Source organism: Streptomyces sp. NPDC093591 (assembly GCF_044764885.1).
GTDB lineage: Bacteria > Actinomycetota > Actinomycetes > Streptomycetales > Streptomycetaceae > Streptomyces.
Map to the genome: position 1 here is coordinate 133,996 of NZ_JBIWIY010000003.1, position 21,987 is coordinate 155,982.

Below are 21,987 nucleotides of genomic sequence, written 5' to 3' on the forward strand. Positions count from 1 at the left end.
GATCGAGACCCGATTCCGCGGCCGACGAAGGCCCGGGTCGGCATGGAGAAAGGCGCACTACACATGACCTCTTCGAAGGTCACTGACGCGAAGGCCGCGGGCGCCCCCGAGGAGGGGTACGAGCGCGGGCTCGGCAGCCGTCAGGTCCAGATGATCGCGATCGGCGGCGCCATCGGCGTCGGCCTCTTCATGGGTGCCGGAGCGAACATCGCGAAGGCCGGCCCCAGCATCATCCTCATGTACGCCCTCGCGGGCGTCGTCATCTTCTTCATCATGCGGGCCCTGGGCGAACTGCTCCTCTACCGGCCCGTCTCCGGCTCCTTCGCCGAGTACGCCCGCGAGTTCCTCGGCCCGTTCTTCGGGTTCGTCACGGGCTGGACGTACTGGCTCATGTGGGTGGTCACCGGCATGGCCGAGCTCACGGCCGCCGCGATCTACATCCACTTCTGGTTCCCGGAGATCCCGCAGTGGGTCAGCGCCCTGGTGTTCCTGGTGGTGCTCTTCGGCGTCAACCTGATCTCCGTCAAGATCTTCGGCGAGGTCGAGTTCTGGTTCTCGATGATCAAGGTCACGGCCATCATCGGCATGATCGTCATCGGCCTCGGCGTGCTCACCCTCGGCTTCTCCGACGCCGGTGACACCGCCACCGTCTCCAACCTCTGGTCGCACGGCGGCATCTTCCCGAACGGCATCGGCTCCAGCCTGATGACCCTCCAGGGCGTCATGTTCGCCTACCTCGCTGTCGAGCTCGTCGGCGTCACCGCGGGCGAGTCCGAGAACCCCGAGAAGACCCTGCCCAAGGCCATCAACACCCTGCCCTGGCGCATCATCGTCTTCTACGTCGGCGCCCTCCTCGTGATCCTCTCCGTCGTCAAGTGGACCGAGTTCTCCGCGGGCGAGAGCCCCTTCGTCCACGCCTTCGGCAAGATCGGCATCCCGCTCGCCGCGGGCATCGTCAACTTCGTGGTGCTCACCGCGGCCCTGTCGTCCTGCAACTCGGGCATGTACTCGACCGGCCGGATGCTGCGCGACCTCGCCGCCAACAGCGAGGCCCCCCAGGCGTTCGGCAAGCTCACCGCCCGCAAGACGCCCGCCGTCGGCATCGCGGTCTCCGTGGCGCTCATGGGCATCGGCGTCGTCCTGAACTACGTCGTGCCGGAGAAGGCGTTCCAGTACGTCACCTCCGTCGCCACCGCGGCCGGCATCTGGACCTGGATGATGATCCTCGTCAGCCACATCCGCTACCGCGCCGCGGTCGACGCCGGCCGCCTGCGCGCCTCGTCCTTCCCCGCTCCCGGCGGGGCGGTCTTCAGCTGGGTCGCGCTCCTCTTCCTCGTCGGCGTGACCTGCATGATCGCGTACGACAAGGACGCGCGGGTCTGCCTGTACGTCGCGGCCGGCTGGGCCGTCGCGCTGGGCGTCGGCTGGGCGGTCCTCAAGAGCCGCAACCCGCAGATCGCCGAGCGCGGCGGCGAGGAGCCGGAGTTCGAGAAGGTCGGCTGAGTCCGCCGTATCGGAGAAGGGCGGGCTGAGTCCGCCGTATTCCGGCCGCCGTATTCACGGTCGAGGACGTCCAGTCGCCGGGAGCACTCGTGGCGCCCCCGGCGGCTGCCGCTCAGGACGTCCGGCATGTGGGCCGTCCCGTACCACCCTTCGGTATGGGACGGCCCTCTGCTTATCCTGACGAGCATGCTGACCATCACCCAGGCCCTCGTCGACCAGATCGTCGCCCATGCGCGCAAGGACCACCCCGACGAGGCGTGCGGCGTCGTGGCGGGCCCGGCGGGCTCGGACCGCCCGGAGCGCTTCATCCCGATGCTGAACGCGGCCATGTCGCCCACGTTCTACGAGTTCGACTCGGGCGATCTGTTCAAGCTCTACCGCGAGATGGACGACCGCGACGAGGAGCCGGTGGTCATCTACCACTCCCACACCGCGACCGAGGCCTACCCCTCGCGCACCGACATCTCCTACGCGAACGAGCCCGGCGCGCACTACGTCCTGGTCTCCACGGCCGACACCGACGGCCTCGGCGAGTTCCAGTTCCGCTCGTTCCGGATCGTGGACGGTGAGGTGACGGAGGAGGACGTCGAGGTCGTAGCGGCCTACTGATACGGCGTCCCGCTATTTGGCCAGAATCGGTCCACCATGCGAGATCACACTCCGGGTGGCCGACCGGGAATCGATACGATGAGCCCATGGTTTCCCATGACGTGAGCGAGAAGACGCCGGGCATGCTGCTCGTGGCGCGGCTGCACGTCGACCTGTGCAGGCTCGCCAGCGCCATCTGTTGACGCTGCCCCTGCCGCCGTACGGCCGTGAGCCGCGGCGCTGCCCACACGCACCACCTGCTGTACTTGCGCTGCCGCGCGCCCCCGACTGACTACTCCCGACAGGAGCCCTGAGCCATGGCCATCGAGGTCCGCATCCCGACCATCCTCCGCCAGTACACCGACGGTCAGAAGGCGGTGGAGGGCAGCGGTGACACCCTCGCCGAGCTGTTCACCGACCTCGAGACCCGGCACACGGGCATCCAGGCCCGCATCGTGGACGACGGCCAGCTGCGCCGCTTCGTCAACGTCTACCTGAACGACGAGGACGTCCGCTTCGTCGACGGCATCAACACCAAGCTGTCCGACGGCGACACCGTGACGATCCTGCCGGCCGTCGCCGGCGGCATGGCCTGAGACCGGTATGCGCTACGACTCCCCGCTCGCCGCGGTCGGCAACACCCCTCTGGTGTGCCTGCCGCGGTTGTCGCCGTCCGCCGACGTCCGTATCTGGGCCAAGCTGGAGGACCGCAACCCCACCGGCTCGGTCAAGGACCGCCCGGCCCTGCACATGATCGAGCAGGCGGAGAAGGACGGCCGCCTCACCCCGGGCTGCACCATCCTGGAGCCGACCAGCGGCAACACCGGGATCTCGCTGGCCATGGCGGCGAAGCTCAAGGGCTACCGCATCGTCTGCGTGATGCCCGAGAACACCTCGCAGGAGCGCCGTGACCTGCTCGCCATGTGGGGCGCGGAGATCATCTCCAGCCCCGCCGCGGGCGGCTCCAACACCGCCGTACGGGTCGCCAAGGAACTGTCGGCCGAGCACCCCGACTGGGTGATGCTCTACCAGTACGGCAATCCGGACAACGCCGGTGCGCACTACGCCACGACCGGCCCGGAGATCCTCGCCGACCTCCCCTCCGTCACCCACTTCGTCGCCGGCCTCGGCACCACCGGCACCCTCATGGGCGTCGGCCGCTACCTGCGCGAACACAAGCCGGACGTCAAGATCGTCGCCGCCGAACCGCGCTACGACGACCTCGTCTACGGCCTGCGCAACCTCGACGAGGGCTTCGTACCCGAGCTGTACGACGCCTCCGTCCTGACCACCCGCTTCTCGGTCGGCTCGGCCGACGCGGTCACCCGCACCCGCGAACTCCTCCAGCAGGAGGGCATCTTCGCGGGCATCTCCACCGGCGCCGCGCTGCACGCCGCGATCGGGGTCGGGAACAAGGCCGTGAAGGCCGGCGAGAGCGCGGACATCGTGTTCGTCGTGGCCGACGGCGGCTGGAAGTACCTCTCGACCGGCGTCTACACGGCCGCCACGACGGAGGCCGCCATCGAGACCCTGCAGGGTCAGCTCTGGGCCTGACCTAGGGGCTGTCCGCCGGACAGCCCCTAGGTCGCCAGGTGACGGACCTGGTCCCACACGACCGGGTCCATCACCCCCACCCGCCGCCGGAAGTCCCCGACCGGTACGTCCCGCAGCTCGCCCGTCTCCAGATAGCTCGCCCGCCCCCGGGTGTCCCCGACGGAGCCCGGCGGCAGCGGGATCACTCCGCCCCGCTCGTCGCGGTACTTGCTGGTGATCTTCGCGACCGTGACCCGCTGCCCGCGCACCGCGAGCACCAGGCACGGCCGGTCCTTCGCTCCCGGCCCGTCCTCGTACGGCACGTTCGCCCACCAGATCTCCGCGGGCGCCGGACGAACGGCACCGCGCCCCCGCGGACGAGCCGGAGTGCGCCGGTCCGAGCGCCCCGGCGGACGCGTCCGCCGCTTCTCGGGACGCCGCCCCCGCCCCCACCCGTCCACGAGCGCGGCGACGAGCGCGAGCAGTACCACCGCCGCGAGCGCCAGCCACCAGGACGTGTCCATGAAGACGACGGTACCGCCCTACGGGATCAGCGAGTTGTACAGCTCCACCACCTGGCTGTCGAACGGCGGCGCGCCGATGGCCTGCGCGGCCGGAATCACCGACTCCTGCAGGAAGCGCCGGAAGTGTTCCTCCGACTCCCACACGTCGATGACCTGCCACCCGCCTCCCTCGGCAGGTGCCCCGAAGTGCGCGATCAGCCCGGCGGGTGGATTCGCGCGATCCGGGATCGCCCGGTCGAAGGTGGCCTGGTAGAGCTCTTGGGTCCACTCGGCACCCTGGTTGACGACCAAAACACTCATGTCCGGACCCCTTGGTTCACTTCGGCAACACGTCTTTCCGACGCTACGTCCGTATATGGGGGGCAGCGACCGTAGATGACCGTCTCTGCGCCACCCGGGGGCCGGCCTCGAACAACTGGACAGCGTCGGCAGCCGAACCGGTGACACCACAGGTGAGTTCGCCCACAACAGCCCTTGGCGGAGGAGCGACCGGAGGTTTTGCGCCTTACGCTCGACAAACCGCACGACCCCCGACGCCCCATCCCTCGATCTTCTCTTTTTCCGCCAGCGGAGGTTTCTGTTTCATGAAGCTCACCGTCGTCGGCTGCTCGGGGTCGTTCCCGTCCGCGGAATCGGCCTGCTCGAGCTACCTCGTCGAGGCCGACGGCTTCCGGCTGCTCCTCGACATGGGCAACGGCGCCCTTGGCGAGTTGCAGCGCCACTGCGGTCTCTACGACCTCGACGCGATCTTCCTCAGCCATCTGCACGCCGACCACTGCATCGACATGTGCGCGTACTTCGTCGCGCGCTACTACCGGCACGACGGCGGCCGCTGCGCGCCGATCCCGGTCTACGGCCCCGAAGGCACCGAACACCGCCTCACCACGGCCTACGCCGACACCCCCACCGCCTCGTCCATGAGCGAGGTCTTCGACTTCCACACGGTCAAGCCGTCCACCTTCGAGATCGGCCCGTTCCTCGTGCACACGGAACGCGTGGCCCACCCGGTGGAGGCGTACGGCATCCGGATCGAGCACGGCGGGAAGACCCTGACGTACTCCGGCGACACGGGCATCAGCACGGCCCTGGACGAACTCGCCCGCGACGCCGACCTGTTCCTGTGCGAGGCCGCCTTCACGCACGGCAAGGAAGACATCCCCGACCTCCACCTCAACGGCCGCGAGGCAGGCCAGACCGCGTCCCGCGCGAACGCCCGCCGCCTGGTACTGACCCACATCCCGCCGTGGACCGACCCCGAGGTCAACCTGGCCGATGCGCGGGCGGTTTACGACGGGCCGGTGGAGCTGGCGGTGCCGCGGCGGACGTACGAGATCTAGCCGGTCGGGAAACAGCCCGTACGGGGTTCAGGCCCGTATGTGCGCAGGCGCGCGAAGGCCCCGGAACCTGTTCAGGTTCCGGGGCCTTCGCGTTGCGTTGTCGACGGCCGTCGGGCCTACTTCGCCTCCGCCTTCTGGAGTTCGGCGAGTTCCTCGTCGGACTCGCGGCCCGGGGTCGGCAGGTTGAACTTGATGATCGCGAACCGGAAGACCACGTAGTAGACCGCGGCGAAGCACAGGCCCACCAGGGCCAGGCCCCACGGGTTGGTCGCGATGCCCAGGTTGAGGCCGAAGTCGACCGCGCCGGCCGAGAACCCGAAGCCGTCCTTCATGCCGAGCGACCAGGTCAGGGCCATCGACACACCGGTCAGCACCGCGTGGATCGCGTACAGCACCGGGGCGATGAACATGAAGGTGAACTCGATCGGCTCGGTGACACCCGTGACGAAGGAGGTCAGCGCGAGGGAGAACATCATGCCGCCGACGACCTTGCGGCGCTCGGGCCGGGCGCAGTGCACGATCGCGAGGCACGCGGCCGGCAGCGCGAACATCATGATCGGGAAGAAGCCGGTCATGAACTGGCCGGCGGTCGGGTCGCCCGCCAGGAACCGGGCGATGTCGCCGCTCTTGCCCTTGTACTCGCCGGCCTGGAACCAGGGGAAGGAGTTCAGCAGGTGGTGCATGCCGATCGGGATCAGCGCACGGTTGGCGACACCGAAGATGCCGGCGCCGACGGCCCCGGAGCCGACCAGCCACTCGCCGAAGTTGTGCAGAGCCGTGCCCAGGACCGGCCAGACGTAGCCGAAGACTATGCCGATGACCAGGCCCGCGAAGGCCGAGAGGATCGGGACCATTCGGCGGCCGCCGAAGAAGCCCGCCCAGTCCGGCAGCTTGGTGCGGTAGAAGCGCTGGTAGAGGAGGGCCACGACGATGCCCATCACCACACCGCCGAGGACCTTGGCGTCCACCGGTGCGTCCACCATCACGACCTTGCCGTCGACGGCCGTCGCCACCTGGGGCAGGTTCGGGTCGGTGAACGTGCCGAGCACGTTCTTGAAGACCAGGTAGCCGACGACGGCCGCGAGCGCCGTCGAGCCGTCCGACTTCTTCGCGAAGCCGATCGCGATGCCGACGGCGAACAGCAGCGCCATGTTGTCGAGGATGGCGTTCCCGCCGGCCGCCATGAAGCCCGCGATCTTCGTGAGGAAGCCGGGGAACTCCGGACGGCCCAGCATGTCGTTGTTGCCGAGGCGGACCAGGAGCGCGGCGGCGGGCAGGACCGCCACCGGCAGCATCAGGCTGCGGCCGATGCGCTGCATCACAGCCATCACAGCGGCGCCCTTTTTCTTGTCGGCCGCGGGAGCGGCGCTGGCCGTGGTCACAACTTCCTCCTGGGGGTCCGCCCGGCCGTAGGCTGGGGGAGGGCATGGCGGCGCCGCCCGGGGGACAGGAAGGGGACGGCGGCGTCTGGTCTACACCACTGAGTGGTGTAGACCTGTTGTAGCACGGTGGGGGCGATATAAGGAACCCGTGAAATCCGCAACCGAAGCGCTACGCGCAGTGCCCTGCTTCCGGACCTTCAGTCAGACCTTGGTGACGTCCTCGACCTCCTCCTCCGGCTCCCTACCCGGAGTCTTGAGATCGAACTTCGTGATCGCGAAACGGAAGATCGCGTAATAGAGGACGGCGAAGCACAGGCCGATCGGAATGATCGCCCAGGGTCTCGTCGCCAGGTTCCAGTTGATGATGTAGTCGATCAGCCCGGCCGAGAAGCTGAAGCCGTCGTGCACGCCCAGTCCCCAGGTCACCGCCATCGAGACACCCGTCAGCAGTGCGTGGACCGCGTAGAGGAGCGGGGCGATGAAGAGGAACGAGTACTCGATCGGTTCCGTGATGCCGGTGACGAAGGACGTCAGGGCCACCGACAGCATCAGGCCGCCGACCTCCTTGCGGCGGCTCGGCCGCGCGCAGTGCGTGATCGCGAGGGCCGCCGCCGGGAGGGCGAACATCATGATCGGGAAGAAACCCGAGGTGAACTGGCCGGCGTCCGGGTCGCCCGCGAGGAACATGTTGATGTCGCCGTGCACCACCTCACCGTCCGGCTTGGTGTAGCTGCCGAACTGGAACCAGATGGGCACGTTGAGGAACTGGTGCAGACCCACGACCAGCAGGGCCCGGTTGGCGATGCCGAACACGCCCGCGCCCCAGGCGCCCAGGTCGCTCATCCAGTCGCTGAAGCTCTCCAGCGCGTCACCGATCGGCGGCCAGACCCACAGGCACAGCACCGCGACCACGATCGCCACGAACGCCATGATGATCGGGACGAGCCGCCGCCCGTTGAAGAAGCCGAGCCAGTCCACCAGCTTCGTCCGGTGGTAGCGCTGCCAGAAGAAGGCCGCGAGCAGACCGATCACGATGCCGCCGAAGACCCCCGGGTTCTGGTACTCGTACGCGCTCACCGCCCCTTCGGCCGCGGCGCACCCGATGTCGGGGATCTCCCTCGTCCCCTCCGGGCAGTCCTCCGGGAACTCGCGCAGCACGCTGTAGTAGACGAGGAACCCCGTCACCGCCGCGAGCGCCGTGGAACCGTCCGCCTTCTTCGCCATGCCGATGGCCACACCGACGCAGAACAGCAACGGCAGCCCGAGCGACCCGTCGAGCAGCGCGCCGCCCGCGCCGTCCATCACCTTCGAGACGTTGTCCCAGCCCAGACCGTCGTCCCCGAACACATCAGGCTGGCCGAGGCGGTTGAGGATGCCGGCGGCCGGCAGGACCGCGATCGGCAACTGGAGGCTGCGGCCCATCTTCTGAAGGCCCTGGAACACCGCCTGCCACCGCCGGCGCGCGGGGGAGATCTCGGTCTCGGCACTCATGGGTTGGCGACCGCCTGTCACGTGGTGTAGACCAGTTACCGACGATTGGGTTGCTGTGACGTCATCCTTCGGTACGCACGACACAATCGCTCGTGAAGTTGGGCCAACAGTGCGTGAGGAGACCGACATGGCCAGCAAGGCTGAGAAGATCGTCGCCGGGCTCGGCGGCATCGACAACATCGAGGAGATCGAGGGCTGCATCACCCGCCTTCGCACCGAGGTCTCCGACCCCTCGCTGGTCGACGAGTCCGCCCTGAAGGCCGCCGGCGCCCACGGCGTCGTGAAGATGGGCACCGCCATCCAGGTCGTCATCGGCACCGACGCCGACCCGATCGCGGCGGAGATCGAAGACATGATGTGAGCTCCCGAGCTCGCCGAAGGGGCCGCTTCCCACCGGGGGAGCGGCCCCTTCCCCATGTGCGGCTAGGCTCGACGCCATGTCAGCCACGTCAGCCTCGTCAGCTTCGTCTTCGATCTCCCGAATCGACGGCCGCACCCCCGAACAGCTCCGCCCGGTCACCATCGAACGCGCCTGGAGCAAGCACGCGGAGGGCTCCGTCCTCGTCTCCTTCGGCGACACGAAGGTCCTGTGCACCGCCTCCTTCACCGAAGGCGTCCCGCGCTGGCGCAAGGGCAGCGGCGAGGGCTGGGTCACCGCCGAGTACGCCATGCTGCCGCGCGCCACCAACACCCGCGGCGACCGCGAGTCCGTCCGGGGCAAGATCGGCGGCCGTACCCACGAGATCAGCCGCCTCATCGGCCGCTCCCTGCGCGCGGTCATCGACTACAAGGCGCTCGGCGAGAACACCATCGTCCTCGACTGCGACGTCCTCCAGGCCGACGGCGGTACGCGTACGGCGGCCATCACCGGCGCCTACGTCGCACTCGCGGACGCCGTCTCCTGGGCCCAGGGCAAGAAGCTGATCAAGGCGGGCCGCAAGCCGATCACCGGCACGGTCAGCGCCGTCTCGGTCGGCATCGTCGGCGGCGTACCGCTCCTCGACCTCTGCTACGAGGAGGACGTGAAGGCCGACACCGACATGAACGTCGTCTGCACCGGCGACGGCCGCTTCGTCGAGGTCCAGGGCACCGCCGAGGCCGAGCCCTTCGCCCGCGAGGAACTCAACTCCCTGCTGGACCTCGCGGTTTCCGGTTGCGGGGAGCTGGCGGAAGCGCAGCGCAAGGCACTTGATACCGTCCTCGAAAAGTAAAGGACGCACCAAGAAGAGCCGCAGCTCCGGGCAACCGCGCAGTCCTGCGTGGCGTCATTAGGGGTACGGGCGTACGGCACACCACCGTACGCCCGGCCAGTGACAAACGGGGGCCCTGCGGGCCTGAGAGCAGGGAGGGAACGTCAACCATGGCCACGAGCCGACGCCGCCGGAGCCGTATCGCCATAGCCGCCGCAGCCGTTGCGGCAGTCGGGCTGACGGCCGGGCTGACCACCGGCTGCGACGCCGTCAACAAGGCGCTGGACTGCGTCCAGACGGCCGAGACCATCGCCGACAGTGTGACCGAGCTCCAGCAGGCCGTGGAGAACGCGTCGAACGACCCGACCCAGCTCGAGGAGTCCCTGAACTCCATCGACAAGAACCTCGACAAGATCGGCGACAAGACGGACAACGCCGACGTCAACAAGGCCGTGGACGACCTCCAGACGGCCGTCACCAACGTCCGTGACGCCGTCAAGAACGGGGACGAGACGCCGGACGTCAGCCCGGTGACGGATGCGGCGGGCGAGCTGACCAAGGTCTGCACGTCGTAGCTGCGCCGGCTGGGCGGGGGCCTCTCGTGTGCCGGGTTCTGTAGGTGGAGGGCTGCGGGTTCGTTGTGGCTGGTCGCGCAGTTCCCCGCGCCCCTATAGGGGCGCCTCCGCGCCCTGTTTTGGGGCGCCATCGAGCCTCATGGCTACTGTGTGGCCATGACCCGCCTCATCCTCGCCACCCGTAACGCCGGGAAGATCACCGAGCTCAGGGCGATCCTCGCCGACGCAGGGCTGCTTCACGACCTCGTCGGCGCGGACGCCTTCCCGGACATTCCCGATGTCAAGGAAACCGGCGTCACCTTCGCCGAGAACGCCCTGCTCAAGGCGCACGCCCTGGCCCAGGCGACCGGGCTGCCCGCCGTCGCCGACGACTCGGGGCTCTGCGTCGACGTCCTGAACGGAGCCCCCGGCATCTTCTCCGCCCGCTGGGCGGGCCGGCACGGTGACGACAAGGCCAACCTGGAGCTGCTGCTCGCCCAGTTGTCCGACATCGACGACGCCCACCGGGGCGCCCACTTCGCCTGCGCGGCGGCGCTCGCCCTGCCGGACGGCACGGAGCGGGTGGTCGAGGGGCAGTTGCGGGGCACCCTGCGCCACACGCCGGTGGGCACGAACGGCTTCGGGTACGACCCGATCCTCCAGCCGGAGGACGAGACCCGCACCTGCGCCGAGCTGACGCCGGACGAGAAGAACGCGATCAGCCACCGGGGCAAGGCGTTCCGGGCGCTGGTGCCGGTCGTAAGGGAACTGCTGACGCAGTAGTTGGTGCGGCCGGAGGGACTCGAACCCTCACGGGTGTTACCCCACTGGGACCTAAACCCAGCGTGACTGCCAATTCCACCACGGCCGCGTGACCTTGCCCGGCCATGCTACTGGCCGGGCCGGGTGGTCAGATGCCCAGATCCTTGATGATCTTCGCCACGTGGCCGGTCGCCCGCACGTTGTACAGCGCCCGCTCGACCTTGCCCTCCTCGTCCACCACGATCGTGGACCGGATGACGCCCATGTACGTCTTGCCGTAGTTCTTCTTCTCGCCGTAGGCCCCGTAGGCCTCGGTGACGGACTTCTCCGGGTCGGCGAGCAGGGTGACCTTCAGGGACTCCTGGTCGCGGAACTTGGCGAGCTTCTCCGGCTTGTCGGGGGAGACGCCGATCACGTCGTACCCGGCGCCGGCCAGCAGTTCCAGGTTGTCCGTGAAGTCGCAGGCCTGCTTGGTGCAGCCGGGCGTCAGGGCCGCCGGGTAGAAGTACACGATGACCTTGCGGCCCTTGTGGTCCGACAGGGACACCTCGTTGCCGTCGGCGTCGGGCAGGGTGAAGGCGGGGGCCACGTCCCCCGGCTGGAGTCGCTCGCTCATCGGACCAGCGTAACCGGGGAGCCTGACAGTGCGGTCCGGCGTGGAGCTGACAGACTGTCCGCAAACAGCATCAGCTTCACTTCGGAGGCCGTACGGTGGCGGACACGTCGGACACCAGAACACCGGCGCAGATCGAGGCGGACATCAAAGCCCGCCGCGCAGCGCTGGCCGAGACGCTCGACGAGATCGGGGTGCGCGTGCATCCGAAGACGATCGTCGGCGACGCCAAGGCCAAGGTCGTCTCGAACATCGACCACACGCTCGGACGGGCCTACGTCGGGGTCAACCGGGCCGTGAGCGATGTGAAGGCCAAGTTCACCGACGAGGAGGGCGCGCCCCGCCTGGAGCGGATCGTGCCCGTCGCGCTCGTCGCCGTCGGCCTCGTGGGCCTGCTGGCCCTCGGCACCCGGCGCCGCAAGGACTGAGCGGCGGCGGACCCACCGGCGTACGGACGCGGCAAAGGCAGGTAGGTTCAAAGGCGTGAGCGCCAACAGAAACGAGCACAGCACCCACCACGACAAGCTGCCCATCCGGATGCTGCACGACCGAGTCCTCGTGCGGCAGGACACCAGCGAGGGCGAGCGGCGTTCCGGTGGCGGCATCCTGATCCCCGCCACCGCCGCCGTCGGCCGCCGGCTGGCCTGGGCCGAGGTCGTCGCGGTGGGGCAGAACGTACGGACCGTGGAGACCGGCGACCGGGTCCTGTACGACCCGGAGGACCGTGCCGAGGTCGAGGTGCGCGGCGTCGCGTACGTACTCATGCGCGAGCGTGATCTGCACGCCGTGGCCGCCGACCGGTTCGAAGGGTCGGAGGACTCGACGGGGCTCTATCTCTGAGCTCTACCTCTGAATCGACGGTTGGAAGGGGCTGGTGACTCTCGTCACCAGCCCCTTCCTCGTTTCTTGCTAGCTTTGAAGGGCCCCGACGAGACGCGCCGTACCGGGTGAAGGCAAAGACGACGCACCGCCAGGTTTCCGTCTTTGCGAAAGGTGCTCGTCATGGCCTGGGTTCTGCTCGTCGTCGCCGGTGTGCTGGAAGTCGGCTGGTCGATCGGGATGAAGTACACCGACGGCTTCACCCGTCCCCTGCCCAGCCTGTTCACCGGCGCCGGCATCGTCGCCAGCATGCTGCTGCTGTCGTACGCGGCGAGGTCGCTGCCCATCGGTACCGCCTACGGCGTATGGGTGGGCATCGGCGCGGCCGGCGCGGCGGTGGTCGGTATGGCGGTGCTGGGGGAGCCGGTCACCGCCGCGCGGATCTTCTTCGTCTGCCTGCTGCTGGTCGCCGTGGTGGGGCTCAAGGCGACCAGCGGTCACTGACCCAGTCCGCCAGGGTCTCCCGTCGTCTCTCCGCCTCCGGTGTCGGCACCTCCGGTGCTGGTGTCGCCCGTACTGCCTCCGGTATCCGCCCCGCCGGTGCTCGTGTCGCCGGTGGTGCCCCCGTCGGTGGTCGTGCCCCCGTCGGTCGTGCCGCCCGTTGTCGTGTCGCCGGTGGTGCCGCCGTCGGTGGTCGTGCCCCCGTCGGTCGTGCCGCCGGTCGTCGTGTCGCCCGTCGTGCCGCCGTCCGTCTGACCCGGCGTCTCACCGCCGGTCTGGCCCTCGGTGTCCTGGCCGCCGGTGGCGTCCCCGGTGGTGCCGCCGTCGTTCTGGCCACCGGTGCTCTGGTCGCCCTGGGTCGGGTCGGTCGTCGGGTACTGGGGCTGGTCGGCCCCCTCCTGGAGCTCCAGGTCGAACTCGCTGACCGGCTTCCCCTTCAGCGCCGTCTTCGTGTACTGGGCCCAGATGTCGGTGGGCGCGCCGCCGCCGTTGATGCGGGCCAGGCCCATCGCGCCGTACAGCGACTTGTGCTTGGCGGTGACCGGGTCCTGGCCCATGACGGCGACGACCGTGGCGAGTTCGGGGGTGTAGCCGGCGAACCAGGCGGCCTGGTCCTCCTCCGCCGTACCCGTCTTGCCCGCCGCCGGGCGGCCGGCGGCCTGGGCGGCGGTGGCGGTGCCGTTGTCGACGACGCTCTGCAGGACGGAGGTCGTGGTGTCGGCGGCCTCGCGGCTGACGACCTGGGAGGTCTTGCGCTCCGGCATCTCGATGACGTCGGCGCCGTCCTTGGTGATCTTCTCGATCATGGTGTACGTGCCGTGCTTGCCGTGGTTGGCGAGCGTCGCGTAGGCCTCCGCCATGTCGAGGACGCTGGCGGTGGCCACGCCGAGCGCGATGGACGGGGACGGATACAGCTCCGGGGTGCTGGCCGGCAGGCCCAGCTCGACGGCGGTGTCCTTCACCTTTTCGGGACCCACGTCGACAGCCATCTGCGCGTACACCGAGTTGACGGACTTGTCGGTGGCCGTACGGACGTTGATGTTGCCGTAGGAGACGTCGTCCTCGTTCGCGGGGTCGTAACTGCCGCCGCTCCAGCCCTGGACGGGGCGCTTGTTGGTGCCGTCGTAGATCGTGTTCGGGGTGATCTGGCGGCCGTCCTGCGTGGTCGACTCGTTCTCCACGGCCGAGGTGAAGACGAACGGCTTGAAGGTGGAGCCGACCTGGAAGTCCCGGCGGGTGGCGTTCGGGGTGTACTGCTTCACGTAGTCGATGCCGTTGTACATCGCGACGACCTTGCCGGTCTTCGGGTCGACGGAGGCGCCGCCCGCGCGGACGTAGGTGTCGACCTTGTTGTTCTTCTTGTCCAGCTTGGACATCAGCTGGTCGTTGACGGCGTCGACGAAGGCGTCCTGCTTGTCCTTGTGCAGGGTGGTGGTGACGCGGTAGCCGCCGGCCTCGAGCTCCTCCGCGCTGACGATCTTGTTCTTGGTCAGATAGTCCTTGACGATCCCCACGATGTAACCGCGCTGCCCGGACAGCCCGGTGGAGCCCGAGGCCTCCTTCGGCATCGGGAACTTCATGCCCGCACGCTTGCTCTCGGACAGCCAGCCCTTGGTGACCATGCCGTCCAGGACGTAGTTCCAGCGGGCCACGGCCGCGGACTTGTTCTCCGGGTGGGCGACGACGTCGTACTCGCTGGGCGCGTTGACCAGCGCGGCCAGGTAGGCGGCGCGGGCCGGGTCGAGGTCCTTGGCGTCCATGCCGTAGTAGGCCTGGGCGGCGGCCTGGATGCCGTAGGCGTTACGGCCGAAGAAGCTGGTGTTGAGGTAGCCCTCGAGGATGTCGTCCTTGCTCTTCTCGCGGTCCAGCTTGATCGAGATGAAGAACTCCTTCACCTTTCGGGTGACGGTCTGCTCCTGACGCAGGTAGTAGTTCTTCACGTACTGCTGGGTGATGGTGGAGCCGGACTGCTTGCCCTTGCCGGTGGCCGTGTTCCAGGCCGCGCGCAGCATCGCCTTCGGGTCGATCGCGGACTCGGTGTAGAAGTCGCGGTCCTCGGCGGCCAGGATCGCGTGCTGGGCGGCCTTGGACATCTGCGCGAGGGTGACGTTCTCCCGGTTGACCTCACCGTCGCGGGCGATCACGGTGCCGTCCGCGTACATGTAGACGTTGGCCTGCTTGGTGGCGAGCGCGTTGGCCGGCGGGATCTTGACCATGGAGTAGCCGAGGAAGAACAGGCCGAAGAGCAGCAGTGCGCCGATCACGAAGGTGCCGAGCACCGTGCGCCAGGTCGGGATGATCCGTCGCCAGCCCGTGCGTTTCGGCCGTCCCGGCTTCCGGGTCGACTGCTGTGGCGGCTGCTGCTCGTCGCTCATGTCGTGCACGGACTCCTGTTTCGCGTCGTACGTTCCCGTACGCCTCGTACGCCTACTGCGCCCCCATTGAAGACTCTCGCACCGGGCGTTCCGTTCCCGGAAACGGCGCGAGTCCCCGGAAAGTGAGCAGGCTCTCGCGCCGGGCATCCCCGAAATCGGCTGGCAGCTCCCGTCTTGCGCGCACTAGGCTCCTGCGCTTCGGTGCCGGGCGGGCGAGGAGGGCTGTGGATGTGGGATCGGGGCGGTTGTACTTAGCCGTCGCGGCGGGCGGATTCAGACGATACGCGACGTATCGGGCGGCCACCGCGGCCGGGGTGTTCACCAACACCGTCTTCGGAGTGATCCTCGTCTACACCTACTTGGCGCTGTGGGACGAGAAGCCGCATCTCGGCGGGTACGACCAGGCGCAGGCCGTGACCTACGTGTGGCTGGGCCAGTGCCTCTACGCGACGCTGGCCATTCAGGGCGGCGGTGCCGAGAAGGACCTGATGGAGCGAATCCGCACCGGTGAGATCGCCGTCGACCTGTACCGGCCGGCCGATCTCCAACTGTGGTGGCTGGCGGGCGACGTGGGGCGGGCGCTGTTCCAGATGCTGGGGCGGGGGGTGATCCCGTTCGTGTTCGGCGCCGTCTTCTTCCCGATGGCACTGCCGACGGACGTCACCCTTTGGGCGGCCTTCGTCGTCGCCCTCCTGCTGGCGACGCTGGTCAGCTTCGCGATCCGCTATCTGGCGGCGCTGAGCGTGTTCTGGCTGATGGACGGCATGGGCGTCAATCAGGCCCTGATGATCACGGGGATCTTCTTCTCCGGCATGGTGCTGCCCCTGAACGCCTTCCCGGGAGCGTTCGGCGAGATCGTGCGGGTGCTGCCGTGGGCGGCGCAGCTGCAGATGCCGGCGGACGTGCTCATGGGGGAGACCGACCCGCTGCGGGCGTACGCCTTCCAGGCGGCGTGGGCGGTGGTGTTGCTGGCGGCCGGGCGGCTGATGCAGTCGGCGGCGACGCGGCGGGTGGTGGTGCAGGGTGGGTGAGACCGGGAGCGGGATCTCCGGAAGCAGGGCGGCCGGGATCTCCCGGATGTCCGGGGCGGGTGAGGCGCTGCGGACCTATCGGCTGATCGCCGGGATGTGGATCCGGTCCACCATGACCTACCGCGCCTCCTTCGTCGTCACCGTCTTCGGCAACCTGCTGGTGACCGGCCTGGACTTCGTGGCGATCCTGCTGATGTTCTCGCAGGTCGACTCGCTGGGCGGCTGGCCGCTGGCCGAGGTCGCCTTCCTGTACGGGCTTTCGGCGACGGCGTTCGGGCTCGCCGACCTGACCTTCGGCTCGATGGACGTCCTCGGCGGCCGGATGCGCGACGGTTCCTTCGACACGCTGCTCGTGCGGCCCGCCCCGGTGCTCGCCCAGGTCGCCGCGGACCACTTCGCGCTGCGCCGCCTGGGCCGGATCACCCAGGGCGTGCTGGTGCTGGGCTGGGGGCTGTCGGCGGTCGACGTCGACTGGACCCTGGCGAAGGTGCTGCTGGTGCCGGTGATGGTGGTCAGCGGCGGGGTGATCTTCTGCGCTCTGTTCGTGGCGGGCGCGGCGTTCCAGTTCCTGGCGCAGGACGCCGCCGAGGTGCAGAACGCCTTCACGTACGGCGGCACCACGCTGTTGCAGTACCCGCCGACCGTGTTCGGCAAGGACTTCTTGCGCGGGGTGACGTTCATGCTGCCGCTCGCCTTCGTCAACTGGGTGCCGGCCGCCTATGTGCTGGAGCGGCCGTATCCGCTCGACCTGCCGCAGTGGGCGGCCTTCACCTCACCGCTGGTGGCGGCGGCGTGCTGTGTGCCGGCAGGTCTGGCGTGGCGGGCCGGGCTGCGGTCGTATCGGAGTACGGGAAGTTAGGGGCAGGCGATGGAGGGCACGAACACGGACACGGACGCGTTCATCGAACTCGACGGTGTCGAGAAGGTCTTCGACGTACGCAAGAAGACCGGTTTCCTGAAGCGGGAGCGGCGGCAGGTGCGGGCCGTCGACTCGATCTCCTTCCGCGTGGCGCGCGGCGAGATGGTCGGCTACATCGGGCCGAACGGCGCCGGCAAGTCGACGACGATCAAGATGCTGACCGGCATCCTGACCCCGAGCGGCGGCCGGCTCCGGGTGGCCGGCATCGACCCGTCCCGCGAGCGGATGCGGCTCGCGCACCGCATCGGCGTGGTGTTCGGGCAGCGCACCACCCTGTGGTGGGATCTGCCGCTGATCGACTCGTACAAGCTGATGCACCGCATGTACCGCATCCCGGACGCCCGTTACCGCGAGAACCTCGACCGTCTCGTCGAACTCCTCGATCTGGGCGAGCTGTTGGACGTCCCCGTACGCCAGCTCTCCCTCGGCCAGCGGATGCGCGGTGACATCGCGGCGGCGCTGCTGCACGACCCGGAGGTGCTGTACCTGGACGAGCCGACGATCGGGCTCGACGTCATCTCCAAGGCGAAGGTCCGGGAGTTCCTGCGCGAGTTGAACGCCGAGCGCGGCACGACGGTGCTGCTGACCACGCACGATCTGCAGGACATCGAGCAGTTGTGCTCGCGGGTGATGGTCATCGACCACGGGCGGTTGATGTACGACGGCCCGCTCGCCGGCCTGCACGAGGTGGGGGAGAGCGAGCGCACCCTCGTGGTCGACCTGGAGCGCGAGCTCCCGCCGATCGAGGCGGCGCCCGCGCGCGTGGTGAAGGTGGAGGGGCCGCGGCAGTGGCTGGCGTTTCCGGCGGCCGAGTCGGCGGCGGTGCTGGTGGCGCGGGTCGCGGCGGAGTATCCGCTGGTGGATCTGTCGGTGCGGGAGCCGGACATCGAGGCCGTGATCGCGAAGATGTACGCCGAACAGGCGGAGAAGGCGGCGGACGCGGGGAACGTGGGGGACGCGGGCAAGGCGGTCTCGTAGCACCGGGGCGGGGTTGCTCGTAGGCTGCTGTGCATGACCGACGATGCCCCGGAGCTTCGTGCCTCCGACGCCGATCGTGAACGAGTCGCCGAGATCCTGCGGGACGCCCTCGCGGAGGGGCGGCTCGACATGGAGGAGTTCGAGGAGCGCCTGGACGCCACGTACAAGGCGCGGACGTACGGGGAACTGGCGCCGATCACCCGGGATCTGCCCGTCGGCGCGGTCGCCGTGCCCACGGTCGACATGGTGAAGAAGGCCGAGCTCTCGGGCGGGAGTTGGGCGGATCGGATCGTCGGCGGGGAGGGGTCGTCGACGTGGGGCGTCGCCGTGATGGCGGGATTTCAGCGCAAGGGGCGGTGGACGGCGCCGAAGCGGTTCACCGGCGTCGCCCTCATGGGCGGCGGGGAGATCGATCTGCGGGACGCGAACTTCGCCGACCGGGAGATCGTGATCAACTGCGTCGCGATCATGGGCGGGGTGGAAGTGATCGTGCCGCCCGGCGTCGAGGTCGTGGTGCGCGGTGTCGGGATCATGGGCGGCTTCGACGAACGTGAGGAGAGCGTGCCGGGGGATCCGGGAGCGCCGCGGGTGATCGTGACCGGGTTCGCCTTCTGGGGCGGCGTCGAGGTCCAGCGGAAGCTGACGCGGGCCCAGCGGCAGGAGGTTCGGGAGCAGCGGCGGCGGGAGAAGCTGGAGCGGCGGGAACAGCGGCGGGAGCTGGACTGAGCTGCCGTTGGCTGCGGGCTGCCCGGCGTGGGGGCTGGGCGGGGGTGGGTGCGCAGCCCGGCGCTGGCGGGGTGCCGCCTCTCTTTGGGACGGGTGCCGCCCCAAGCGGCACGACTGCCCGCAGTTGGGCGGGCCGACTGCCCGCAGGCTGAGCAGGCTACGACTGCCCGCTGACGGGCCGGCCCCCCTACAGCTTCGCCGGTGCCGAGCCCCTCAGGTCCTGGAGGTTGAAGGCCTGCGCCATCCGCTCGTAGCCCTTGTCGCTCGGGTGGAGGTGGTCGCCCGAGTCGTAGTCGGGGCGGAACTTGCGCGGGTTGTACGGGTCGCGTACGGCCTGGTCGAAGTCGGCGACCGCGTCGAAGACCCGGCCCGCGCGGATCTCGGCGTTGATCTGCCGGCGTACGTTCTCGCGGGCGTCGGTGTAGCCGCGGTGGCCCTGGAAGGGCATCAAGGTCGCGCCGACGACCTTGATGCCGCGGGCGTGGGCCTGGCGGACCAGGGTGCGCAGGCCGTCGAGGATGCGGTCGGGGTCGGCGAGGTTGGGGTTGCGCAGGATGTCGTTGACGCCGAGGTCGATGACGACGACCTTGACGTTCGTGCGGGAGAGGACGTCGCGCTCGAAGCGGCTGAGGCCCGCCTCGTTGTTCGCGGGGCGCCCGGCGCCGCTGGCGAGGATCTGGTTGCCGCTGATGCCCTGGTTGACGACGCTGTAGCGCGGCACGTTCTCGCCGGCCGTGATCGCCGTGCGCAGCCGGCGCGACAGGGCGTCCGTCCAGCGGAGGTTGGCGTTCTCGGTGGACGTGATGCCGTCGGTCAGGGAGTCGCCGAAGACCACGACGGTGCCGTCGGACTCGTTGCTGAGGACGTCCAGCGCGGTCAGGTAGCGCCAGGCCTCGACCCGGCCGGTGTACGCCACGCCGGTCGCGTCCTCGGTGAGGTCGCCCTGGGCGACGTAACTGGTCTGGCGGGCGTGCGGGTGGTAGGTGACCGGGCCCGACGGGGTGGGGGAGTAGGTGGTGACCAGGACGTCGCTGTCCGCGGCGATCGCCAGGCGCACGGCGTCGCTCAGCACCTGCTGTCCCGGCGGGATGACGACCGTGGGGTTGCCCCCGAACGTCAGCCTGCGCATGGTGTCCGCGATGGCCGCCGCGGTCCCGGTGCCGGCGGAGACGGCGATCGACGCGTGAGTGATCGTCAGCGCCGACTGGCCGTAGAGGTTGGACAGTGTGATCCGGGCGCTCTTGCCGCCGACGCTGGTGTGCACGACGTTGCGGACCGAACTGCCCGCCAGGCCCGCGACCTCGGTGCCGGGCTCGGCGCCGACCGGGGAGGCGGACCAGGCGCCGACCCAGATGCCGGTGGAGGCGGGTGCGGCGGGGTTGCGTGGGGCGCCTTCCTGGGCGGGGGCGCTCTTGCCGGTGGCGCTGCCCTCGTCGGAGGCGAATCCGATGTATATGGCGGCCGAAAGCGTGACGATCAGAGCGATCATCGCGGCGAGCAAGGCATAACCGTTACGCCTGGTCATGCGGTGCGTGTCTCCTCGGGCGGATGGGAGCCCGAGGCTCCGATGTGATCACCTCATGATGCGTCATGAGGCAGAGGGGAGTTGCACGGACCCCCCATTGGGCCGCCGGAGTTCATCCGGAGTTCGCCATCGACCTCCCCCCATCCGACAGACGCCGGGAACTCCTGATTCGTTCCAGGAGTCGGTCAGGAAGGGACAATGTGTGCGGGGGATCACTGGACGGGTGGAGCGGATGGAACGTACGAATCCGGATGTAATGGGAACATCTGACATTGAGGAGCATGCCCGGCCGGATGCCGCCGATAACCGGCGCGTCCCCGTATCGGCCGTACGTGCGATGACCACGTTCACCGCCGCGGACGAGGAGAAACAGCGCGGCGTACGGCGGATGAAGATCACCGCGACCGGGATGCTGCTGTTCGTGGCGCTGGTGTACGTCCTCGCCAAGTGGGCGTCGAACGAGGGCGCCGGAGACTGGGCGAACTACGTCGCCGCGGCCGCCGAGGCCGGCATGGTCGGCGCGCTGGCCGACTGGTTCGCGGTCACGGCCCTGTTCCGCCACCCGCTGGGCATCCCCATCCCGCACACCGCGATCATCCCCAACAAGAAGGACCAGTTGGGCGTCTCGCTGGGGGAGTTCGTCGGGGAGAACTTCCTCTCCGAGGACGTCGTACGGCAGCGGCTGCGCGCCGTCGGCATCGGCAGCCGGCTGGGCGGATGGCTGGCCGATCCCGAGCACGCGGACCGGGTGACGGCGGAGCTGTCGGCGGCGCTCAGAGGCGCCCTGACGGTCATGCGGGACTCGGACGTCCAGGCGGTGGTGGGCGAGGCGATCACCCGGCGGGCCGACGCCCAGGAGATCGCGCCAGGCATAGGGAAGATGCTGGAGCGGATCGTCGCGGACGGCGGCCACAAGCGGGCCGTCGACCTGATCGTCGCGCGGGCGCAGCACTGGCTGATCCTGCACGACGACGAGATCATGGACGCCGTCCAGGGCGGCGCCCCCGGCTGGACCCCGAGGTTCGTCGACAAGAGGGTCGGCGAGCGTGTCTACAAGGAGCTGCTCCGCTTCGTCACCGAGATGCGCGACATGCCCTCCCACCCGGCCCGCGGCGCCCTCGACCGCTTCCTCACCGACTTTGCCTCCGACCTGCAGTCCGACACGGACACCCGCGCGCGTGTCGAGCGGCTCAAGGGCGAGGTGCTGGGCCGCGGCGAGGTCCAGGATCTGATCGCGTCCGCGTGGACGGCCGTACGGTCGATGATCGTCTCGGCCGCCGAGGACGAGCGCAGTGAGCTGCGTCTGCGCGTGCGTGCCTCGCTGCTGTCGCTGGGATCGCGGATGGCGGTCGAGCCACGGCTCCAGGCCAAGGTCGACAGCTGGGTCGAGGGCGCGGCGGTGTACGTCGTCACCACCTACCGCAAGGAGATCACCTCCCTGATCACGGACACCGTGGCGAGCTGGGACGCCGAGCACACGACGAAGAAGATCGAGGCGCACATCGGCCGCGACCTGCAGTTCATCCGGATCAACGGCACCGTGGTGGGATCGCTGGCCGGGTTGCTGATCTACACGGTGTCGCGGGCGCTGGGGGCGTAGTGGTGGCGTAGGCGGTCCCCGCCGGGGCACCCGACC

25 protein-coding genes, 1 tRNA gene and 1 riboswitch are annotated in these 21,987 nt (G+C 69.1%); of the genes, 18 read left to right on the top strand and 8 right to left on the bottom strand.

Going from position 1 to position 21,987, the window contains the following annotated elements; translation table 11 throughout:
- Positions 1–63: 63 nt before the first annotated feature.
- The 5 genes from ACIREI_RS07205 (at position 64) to ACIREI_RS07225 (ending at position 3,645) form a co-directional block, all read left to right on the top strand.
- The gene (locus ACIREI_RS07205) at positions 64–1,503 is read left to right on the top strand and encodes an amino acid permease (protein ID WP_403328311.1); all 1,440 of its coding nucleotides are present in this window, start codon (positions 64–66) and stop codon (positions 1,501–1,503) included.
- A 186-nt stretch (positions 1,504–1,689) separates the two neighbouring features.
- The gene (locus ACIREI_RS07210; RefSeq protein WP_403328314.1) at positions 1,690–2,112 is read left to right on the top strand and encodes a Mov34/MPN/PAD-1 family protein; all 423 of its coding nucleotides are present in this window, start codon (positions 1,690–1,692) and stop codon (positions 2,110–2,112) included.
- Between the two features lie 86 nt (positions 2,113–2,198).
- Positions 2,199–2,294: a putative leader peptide gene (locus tag ACIREI_RS07215; RefSeq protein ID WP_019759525.1), complete on the top strand. Its 96-nt coding sequence runs from the start codon at positions 2,199–2,201 to the stop codon at positions 2,292–2,294.
- A 114-nt stretch (positions 2,295–2,408) separates the two neighbouring features.
- Positions 2,409–2,687 carry a MoaD/ThiS family protein gene (locus ACIREI_RS07220; protein ID WP_302000373.1) on the top strand — a complete coding sequence of 93 codons (279 nt, stop codon included), beginning with the start codon at positions 2,409–2,411 and terminating at the stop codon, positions 2,685–2,687.
- Positions 2,688–2,694: 7 nt separating this feature from the next.
- Positions 2,695–3,645: a PLP-dependent cysteine synthase family protein gene (locus ACIREI_RS07225; RefSeq protein ID WP_403328318.1), complete on the top strand. Its 951-nt coding sequence runs from the start codon at positions 2,695–2,697 to the stop codon at positions 3,643–3,645.
- Positions 3,646–3,671: 26 nt separating this feature from the next.
- Here the strand turns inward: ACIREI_RS07225 and ACIREI_RS07230 are convergent, their stop codons facing one another.
- The gene (locus ACIREI_RS07230; protein WP_403328321.1) at positions 3,672–4,148 is read right to left on the bottom strand and encodes a type II toxin-antitoxin system PemK/MazF family toxin; all 477 of its coding nucleotides are present in this window, start codon (positions 4,146–4,148) and stop codon (positions 3,672–3,674) included.
- 18 nt (positions 4,149–4,166) lie between these two features.
- Positions 4,167–4,448, bottom strand: coding sequence for a hypothetical protein (locus ACIREI_RS07235; protein ID WP_403328324.1), 282 nt, complete (start codon positions 4,446–4,448; stop codon positions 4,167–4,169).
- 284 nt (positions 4,449–4,732) lie between these two features.
- Between ACIREI_RS07235 and ACIREI_RS07240 the strand changes: the two genes are divergently transcribed.
- Positions 4,733–5,485 (top strand): MBL fold metallo-hydrolase, encoded by a 753-nt coding sequence (locus tag ACIREI_RS07240; protein ID WP_403328327.1) that lies wholly within the window; start codon positions 4,733–4,735, stop codon positions 5,483–5,485.
- A gap of 116 nt (positions 5,486–5,601) precedes the next feature.
- Here ACIREI_RS07240 and ACIREI_RS07245 read toward each other — a convergent pair whose 3' ends face one another.
- Together ACIREI_RS07245 and ACIREI_RS07250 are read right to left on the bottom strand one after the other, a co-directional pair.
- Positions 5,602–6,867 (bottom strand): PTS transporter subunit EIIC, encoded by a 1,266-nt coding sequence (locus tag ACIREI_RS07245; RefSeq protein ID WP_403328330.1) that lies wholly within the window; start codon positions 6,865–6,867, stop codon positions 5,602–5,604.
- A gap of 201 nt (positions 6,868–7,068) precedes the next feature.
- Positions 7,069–8,358: a PTS transporter subunit EIIC gene (locus ACIREI_RS07250; RefSeq protein WP_403328333.1), complete on the bottom strand. Its 1,290-nt coding sequence runs from the start codon at positions 8,356–8,358 to the stop codon at positions 7,069–7,071.
- 127 nt (positions 8,359–8,485) lie between these two features.
- Between ACIREI_RS07250 and ACIREI_RS07255 the strand changes: the two genes are divergently transcribed.
- The 4 genes from ACIREI_RS07255 (at position 8,486) to rdgB (ending at position 10,885) form a co-directional block, all read left to right on the top strand.
- Positions 8,486–8,719 carry a glucose PTS transporter subunit EIIB gene (locus ACIREI_RS07255; RefSeq protein ID WP_031478364.1) on the top strand — a complete coding sequence of 78 codons (234 nt, stop codon included), beginning with the start codon at positions 8,486–8,488 and terminating at the stop codon, positions 8,717–8,719.
- Positions 8,720–8,831: 112 nt separating this feature from the next.
- Positions 8,832–9,569 carry a ribonuclease PH gene (rph, locus tag ACIREI_RS07260; protein WP_403329426.1) on the top strand — a complete coding sequence of 246 codons (738 nt, stop codon included), beginning with the start codon at positions 8,832–8,834 and terminating at the stop codon, positions 9,567–9,569.
- A gap of 149 nt (positions 9,570–9,718) precedes the next feature.
- Positions 9,719–10,123, top strand: coding sequence for a hypothetical protein (locus tag ACIREI_RS07265; RefSeq protein ID WP_403328336.1), 405 nt, complete (start codon positions 9,719–9,721; stop codon positions 10,121–10,123).
- A gap of 156 nt (positions 10,124–10,279) precedes the next feature.
- Positions 10,280–10,885 (top strand): RdgB/HAM1 family non-canonical purine NTP pyrophosphatase, encoded by a 606-nt coding sequence (rdgB, locus tag ACIREI_RS07270; RefSeq protein WP_403328339.1) that lies wholly within the window; start codon positions 10,280–10,282, stop codon positions 10,883–10,885.
- Position 10,886: 1 nt separating this feature from the next.
- Here rdgB and ACIREI_RS07275 read toward each other — a convergent pair.
- Together ACIREI_RS07275 and bcp are read right to left on the bottom strand one after the other, a co-directional pair.
- Positions 10,887–10,973: transfer RNA gene (locus tag ACIREI_RS07275), tRNA-Leu, on the bottom strand.
- A gap of 39 nt (positions 10,974–11,012) precedes the next feature.
- A complete protein-coding gene (bcp, locus tag ACIREI_RS07280; protein ID WP_403328342.1) occupies positions 11,013–11,480 on the bottom strand; it encodes a thioredoxin-dependent thiol peroxidase in 468 nt (155 codons plus the stop codon).
- A 95-nt stretch (positions 11,481–11,575) separates the two neighbouring features.
- On the opposite strand from bcp, the gene ACIREI_RS07285 reads away from it, so the two are divergent.
- The 3 genes from ACIREI_RS07285 (at position 11,576) to ACIREI_RS07295 (ending at position 12,800) form a co-directional block, all read left to right on the top strand.
- Positions 11,576–11,905, top strand: coding sequence for a DUF3618 domain-containing protein (locus tag ACIREI_RS07285; RefSeq protein WP_403328345.1), 330 nt, complete (start codon positions 11,576–11,578; stop codon positions 11,903–11,905).
- A gap of 55 nt (positions 11,906–11,960) precedes the next feature.
- Positions 11,961–12,317 carry a co-chaperone GroES gene (locus ACIREI_RS07290; protein ID WP_128428777.1) on the top strand — a complete coding sequence of 119 codons (357 nt, stop codon included), beginning with the start codon at positions 11,961–11,963 and terminating at the stop codon, positions 12,315–12,317.
- A 59-nt stretch (positions 12,318–12,376) separates the two neighbouring features.
- Positions 12,377–12,446: riboswitch (guanidine-III (ykkC-III) riboswitch) on the top strand.
- 33 nt (positions 12,447–12,479) lie between these two features.
- Positions 12,480–12,800, top strand: coding sequence for a DMT family transporter (locus ACIREI_RS07295; RefSeq protein WP_403328349.1), 321 nt, complete (start codon positions 12,480–12,482; stop codon positions 12,798–12,800).
- Here ACIREI_RS07295 and ACIREI_RS07300 read toward each other — a convergent pair.
- Positions 12,794–15,172, bottom strand: coding sequence for a transglycosylase domain-containing protein (locus tag ACIREI_RS07300; protein ID WP_403328352.1), 2,379 nt, complete (start codon positions 15,170–15,172; stop codon positions 12,794–12,796). The genes ACIREI_RS07295 and ACIREI_RS07300 overlap by 7 nt on opposite strands.
- A gap of 230 nt (positions 15,173–15,402) precedes the next feature.
- Here ACIREI_RS07300 and ACIREI_RS07305 point away from each other — a divergent pair, with 230 nt between their 5' ends.
- The 4 genes from ACIREI_RS07305 to ACIREI_RS07320 are packed head-to-tail and all read left to right on the top strand — an operon-like array spanning position 15,403 to position 18,826.
- Positions 15,403–16,203 carry an ABC transporter permease gene (locus ACIREI_RS07305; RefSeq protein WP_403329427.1) on the top strand — a complete coding sequence of 267 codons (801 nt, stop codon included), beginning with the start codon at positions 15,403–15,405 and terminating at the stop codon, positions 16,201–16,203.
- Positions 16,204–16,249: 46 nt separating this feature from the next.
- Positions 16,250–17,062, top strand: a complete 813-nt coding sequence (locus ACIREI_RS07310; protein WP_403329430.1) for an ABC transporter permease — start codon at positions 16,250–16,252, stop codon at positions 17,060–17,062.
- A 9-nt stretch (positions 17,063–17,071) separates the two neighbouring features.
- Positions 17,072–18,100 (top strand): ATP-binding cassette domain-containing protein, encoded by a 1,029-nt coding sequence (locus tag ACIREI_RS07315; RefSeq protein ID WP_403328355.1) that lies wholly within the window; start codon positions 17,072–17,074, stop codon positions 18,098–18,100.
- Positions 18,101–18,133: 33 nt separating this feature from the next.
- Positions 18,134–18,826 (top strand): DUF1707 domain-containing protein, encoded by a 693-nt coding sequence (locus ACIREI_RS07320; protein ID WP_403328358.1) that lies wholly within the window; start codon positions 18,134–18,136, stop codon positions 18,824–18,826.
- A 187-nt stretch (positions 18,827–19,013) separates the two neighbouring features.
- Here ACIREI_RS07320 and ACIREI_RS07325 read toward each other — a convergent pair whose 3' ends face one another.
- Positions 19,014–20,351, bottom strand: coding sequence for an SGNH/GDSL hydrolase family protein (locus ACIREI_RS07325; RefSeq protein ID WP_403328361.1), 1,338 nt, complete (start codon positions 20,349–20,351; stop codon positions 19,014–19,016).
- A gap of 232 nt (positions 20,352–20,583) precedes the next feature.
- Here ACIREI_RS07325 and ACIREI_RS07330 point away from each other — a divergent pair, with 232 nt between their 5' ends.
- On the top strand, positions 20,584–21,951 hold the full coding sequence (locus tag ACIREI_RS07330) for a DUF445 domain-containing protein (protein WP_403328364.1): 1,368 nt from the start codon (positions 20,584–20,586) through the stop codon (positions 21,949–21,951).
- Positions 21,952–21,987 lie beyond the last annotated feature (36 nt).

Coding starts and splice junctions, on each gene's coding strand:
- ACIREI_RS07325 (WP_403328361.1), bottom strand. CDS start 20,351: ATGACCAGGCGTAACGGTTATGCCTTGCTCGCCGCGATGATCGCTCTG.
- ACIREI_RS07215 (WP_019759525.1), top strand. CDS start 2,199: ATGGTTTCCCATGACGTGAGCGAGAAGACGCCGGGCATGCTGCTCGTG.
- ACIREI_RS07310 (WP_403329430.1), top strand. CDS start 16,250: ATGTCCGGGGCGGGTGAGGCGCTGCGGACCTATCGGCTGATCGCCGGG.
- ACIREI_RS07295 (WP_403328349.1), top strand. CDS start 12,480: ATGGCCTGGGTTCTGCTCGTCGTCGCCGGTGTGCTGGAAGTCGGCTGG.
- ACIREI_RS07315 (WP_403328355.1), top strand. CDS start 17,072: ATGGAGGGCACGAACACGGACACGGACGCGTTCATCGAACTCGACGGT.
- ACIREI_RS07205 (WP_403328311.1), top strand. CDS start 64: ATGACCTCTTCGAAGGTCACTGACGCGAAGGCCGCGGGCGCCCCCGAG.
- ACIREI_RS07320 (WP_403328358.1), top strand. CDS start 18,134: ATGACCGACGATGCCCCGGAGCTTCGTGCCTCCGACGCCGATCGTGAA.
- ACIREI_RS07225 (WP_403328318.1), top strand. CDS start 2,695: ATGCGCTACGACTCCCCGCTCGCCGCGGTCGGCAACACCCCTCTGGTG.
- ACIREI_RS07250 (WP_403328333.1), bottom strand. CDS start 8,358: ATGAGTGCCGAGACCGAGATCTCCCCCGCGCGCCGGCGGTGGCAGGCG.
- ACIREI_RS07230 (WP_403328321.1), bottom strand. CDS start 4,148: ATGGACACGTCCTGGTGGCTGGCGCTCGCGGCGGTGGTACTGCTCGCG.
- ACIREI_RS07265 (WP_403328336.1), top strand. CDS start 9,719: ATGGCCACGAGCCGACGCCGCCGGAGCCGTATCGCCATAGCCGCCGCA.
- ACIREI_RS07330 (WP_403328364.1), top strand. CDS start 20,584: ATGGAACGTACGAATCCGGATGTAATGGGAACATCTGACATTGAGGAG.
- ACIREI_RS07240 (WP_403328327.1), top strand. CDS start 4,733: ATGAAGCTCACCGTCGTCGGCTGCTCGGGGTCGTTCCCGTCCGCGGAA.
- bcp (WP_403328342.1), bottom strand. CDS start 11,480: ATGAGCGAGCGACTCCAGCCGGGGGACGTGGCCCCCGCCTTCACCCTG.
- ACIREI_RS07220 (WP_302000373.1), top strand. CDS start 2,409: ATGGCCATCGAGGTCCGCATCCCGACCATCCTCCGCCAGTACACCGAC.
- ACIREI_RS07255 (WP_031478364.1), top strand. CDS start 8,486: ATGGCCAGCAAGGCTGAGAAGATCGTCGCCGGGCTCGGCGGCATCGAC.
- rdgB (WP_403328339.1), top strand. CDS start 10,280: ATGACCCGCCTCATCCTCGCCACCCGTAACGCCGGGAAGATCACCGAG.
- ACIREI_RS07210 (WP_403328314.1), top strand. CDS start 1,690: ATGCTGACCATCACCCAGGCCCTCGTCGACCAGATCGTCGCCCATGCG.
- ACIREI_RS07300 (WP_403328352.1), bottom strand. CDS start 15,172: ATGAGCGACGAGCAGCAGCCGCCACAGCAGTCGACCCGGAAGCCGGGA.
- ACIREI_RS07235 (WP_403328324.1), bottom strand. CDS start 4,448: ATGAGTGTTTTGGTCGTCAACCAGGGTGCCGAGTGGACCCAAGAGCTC.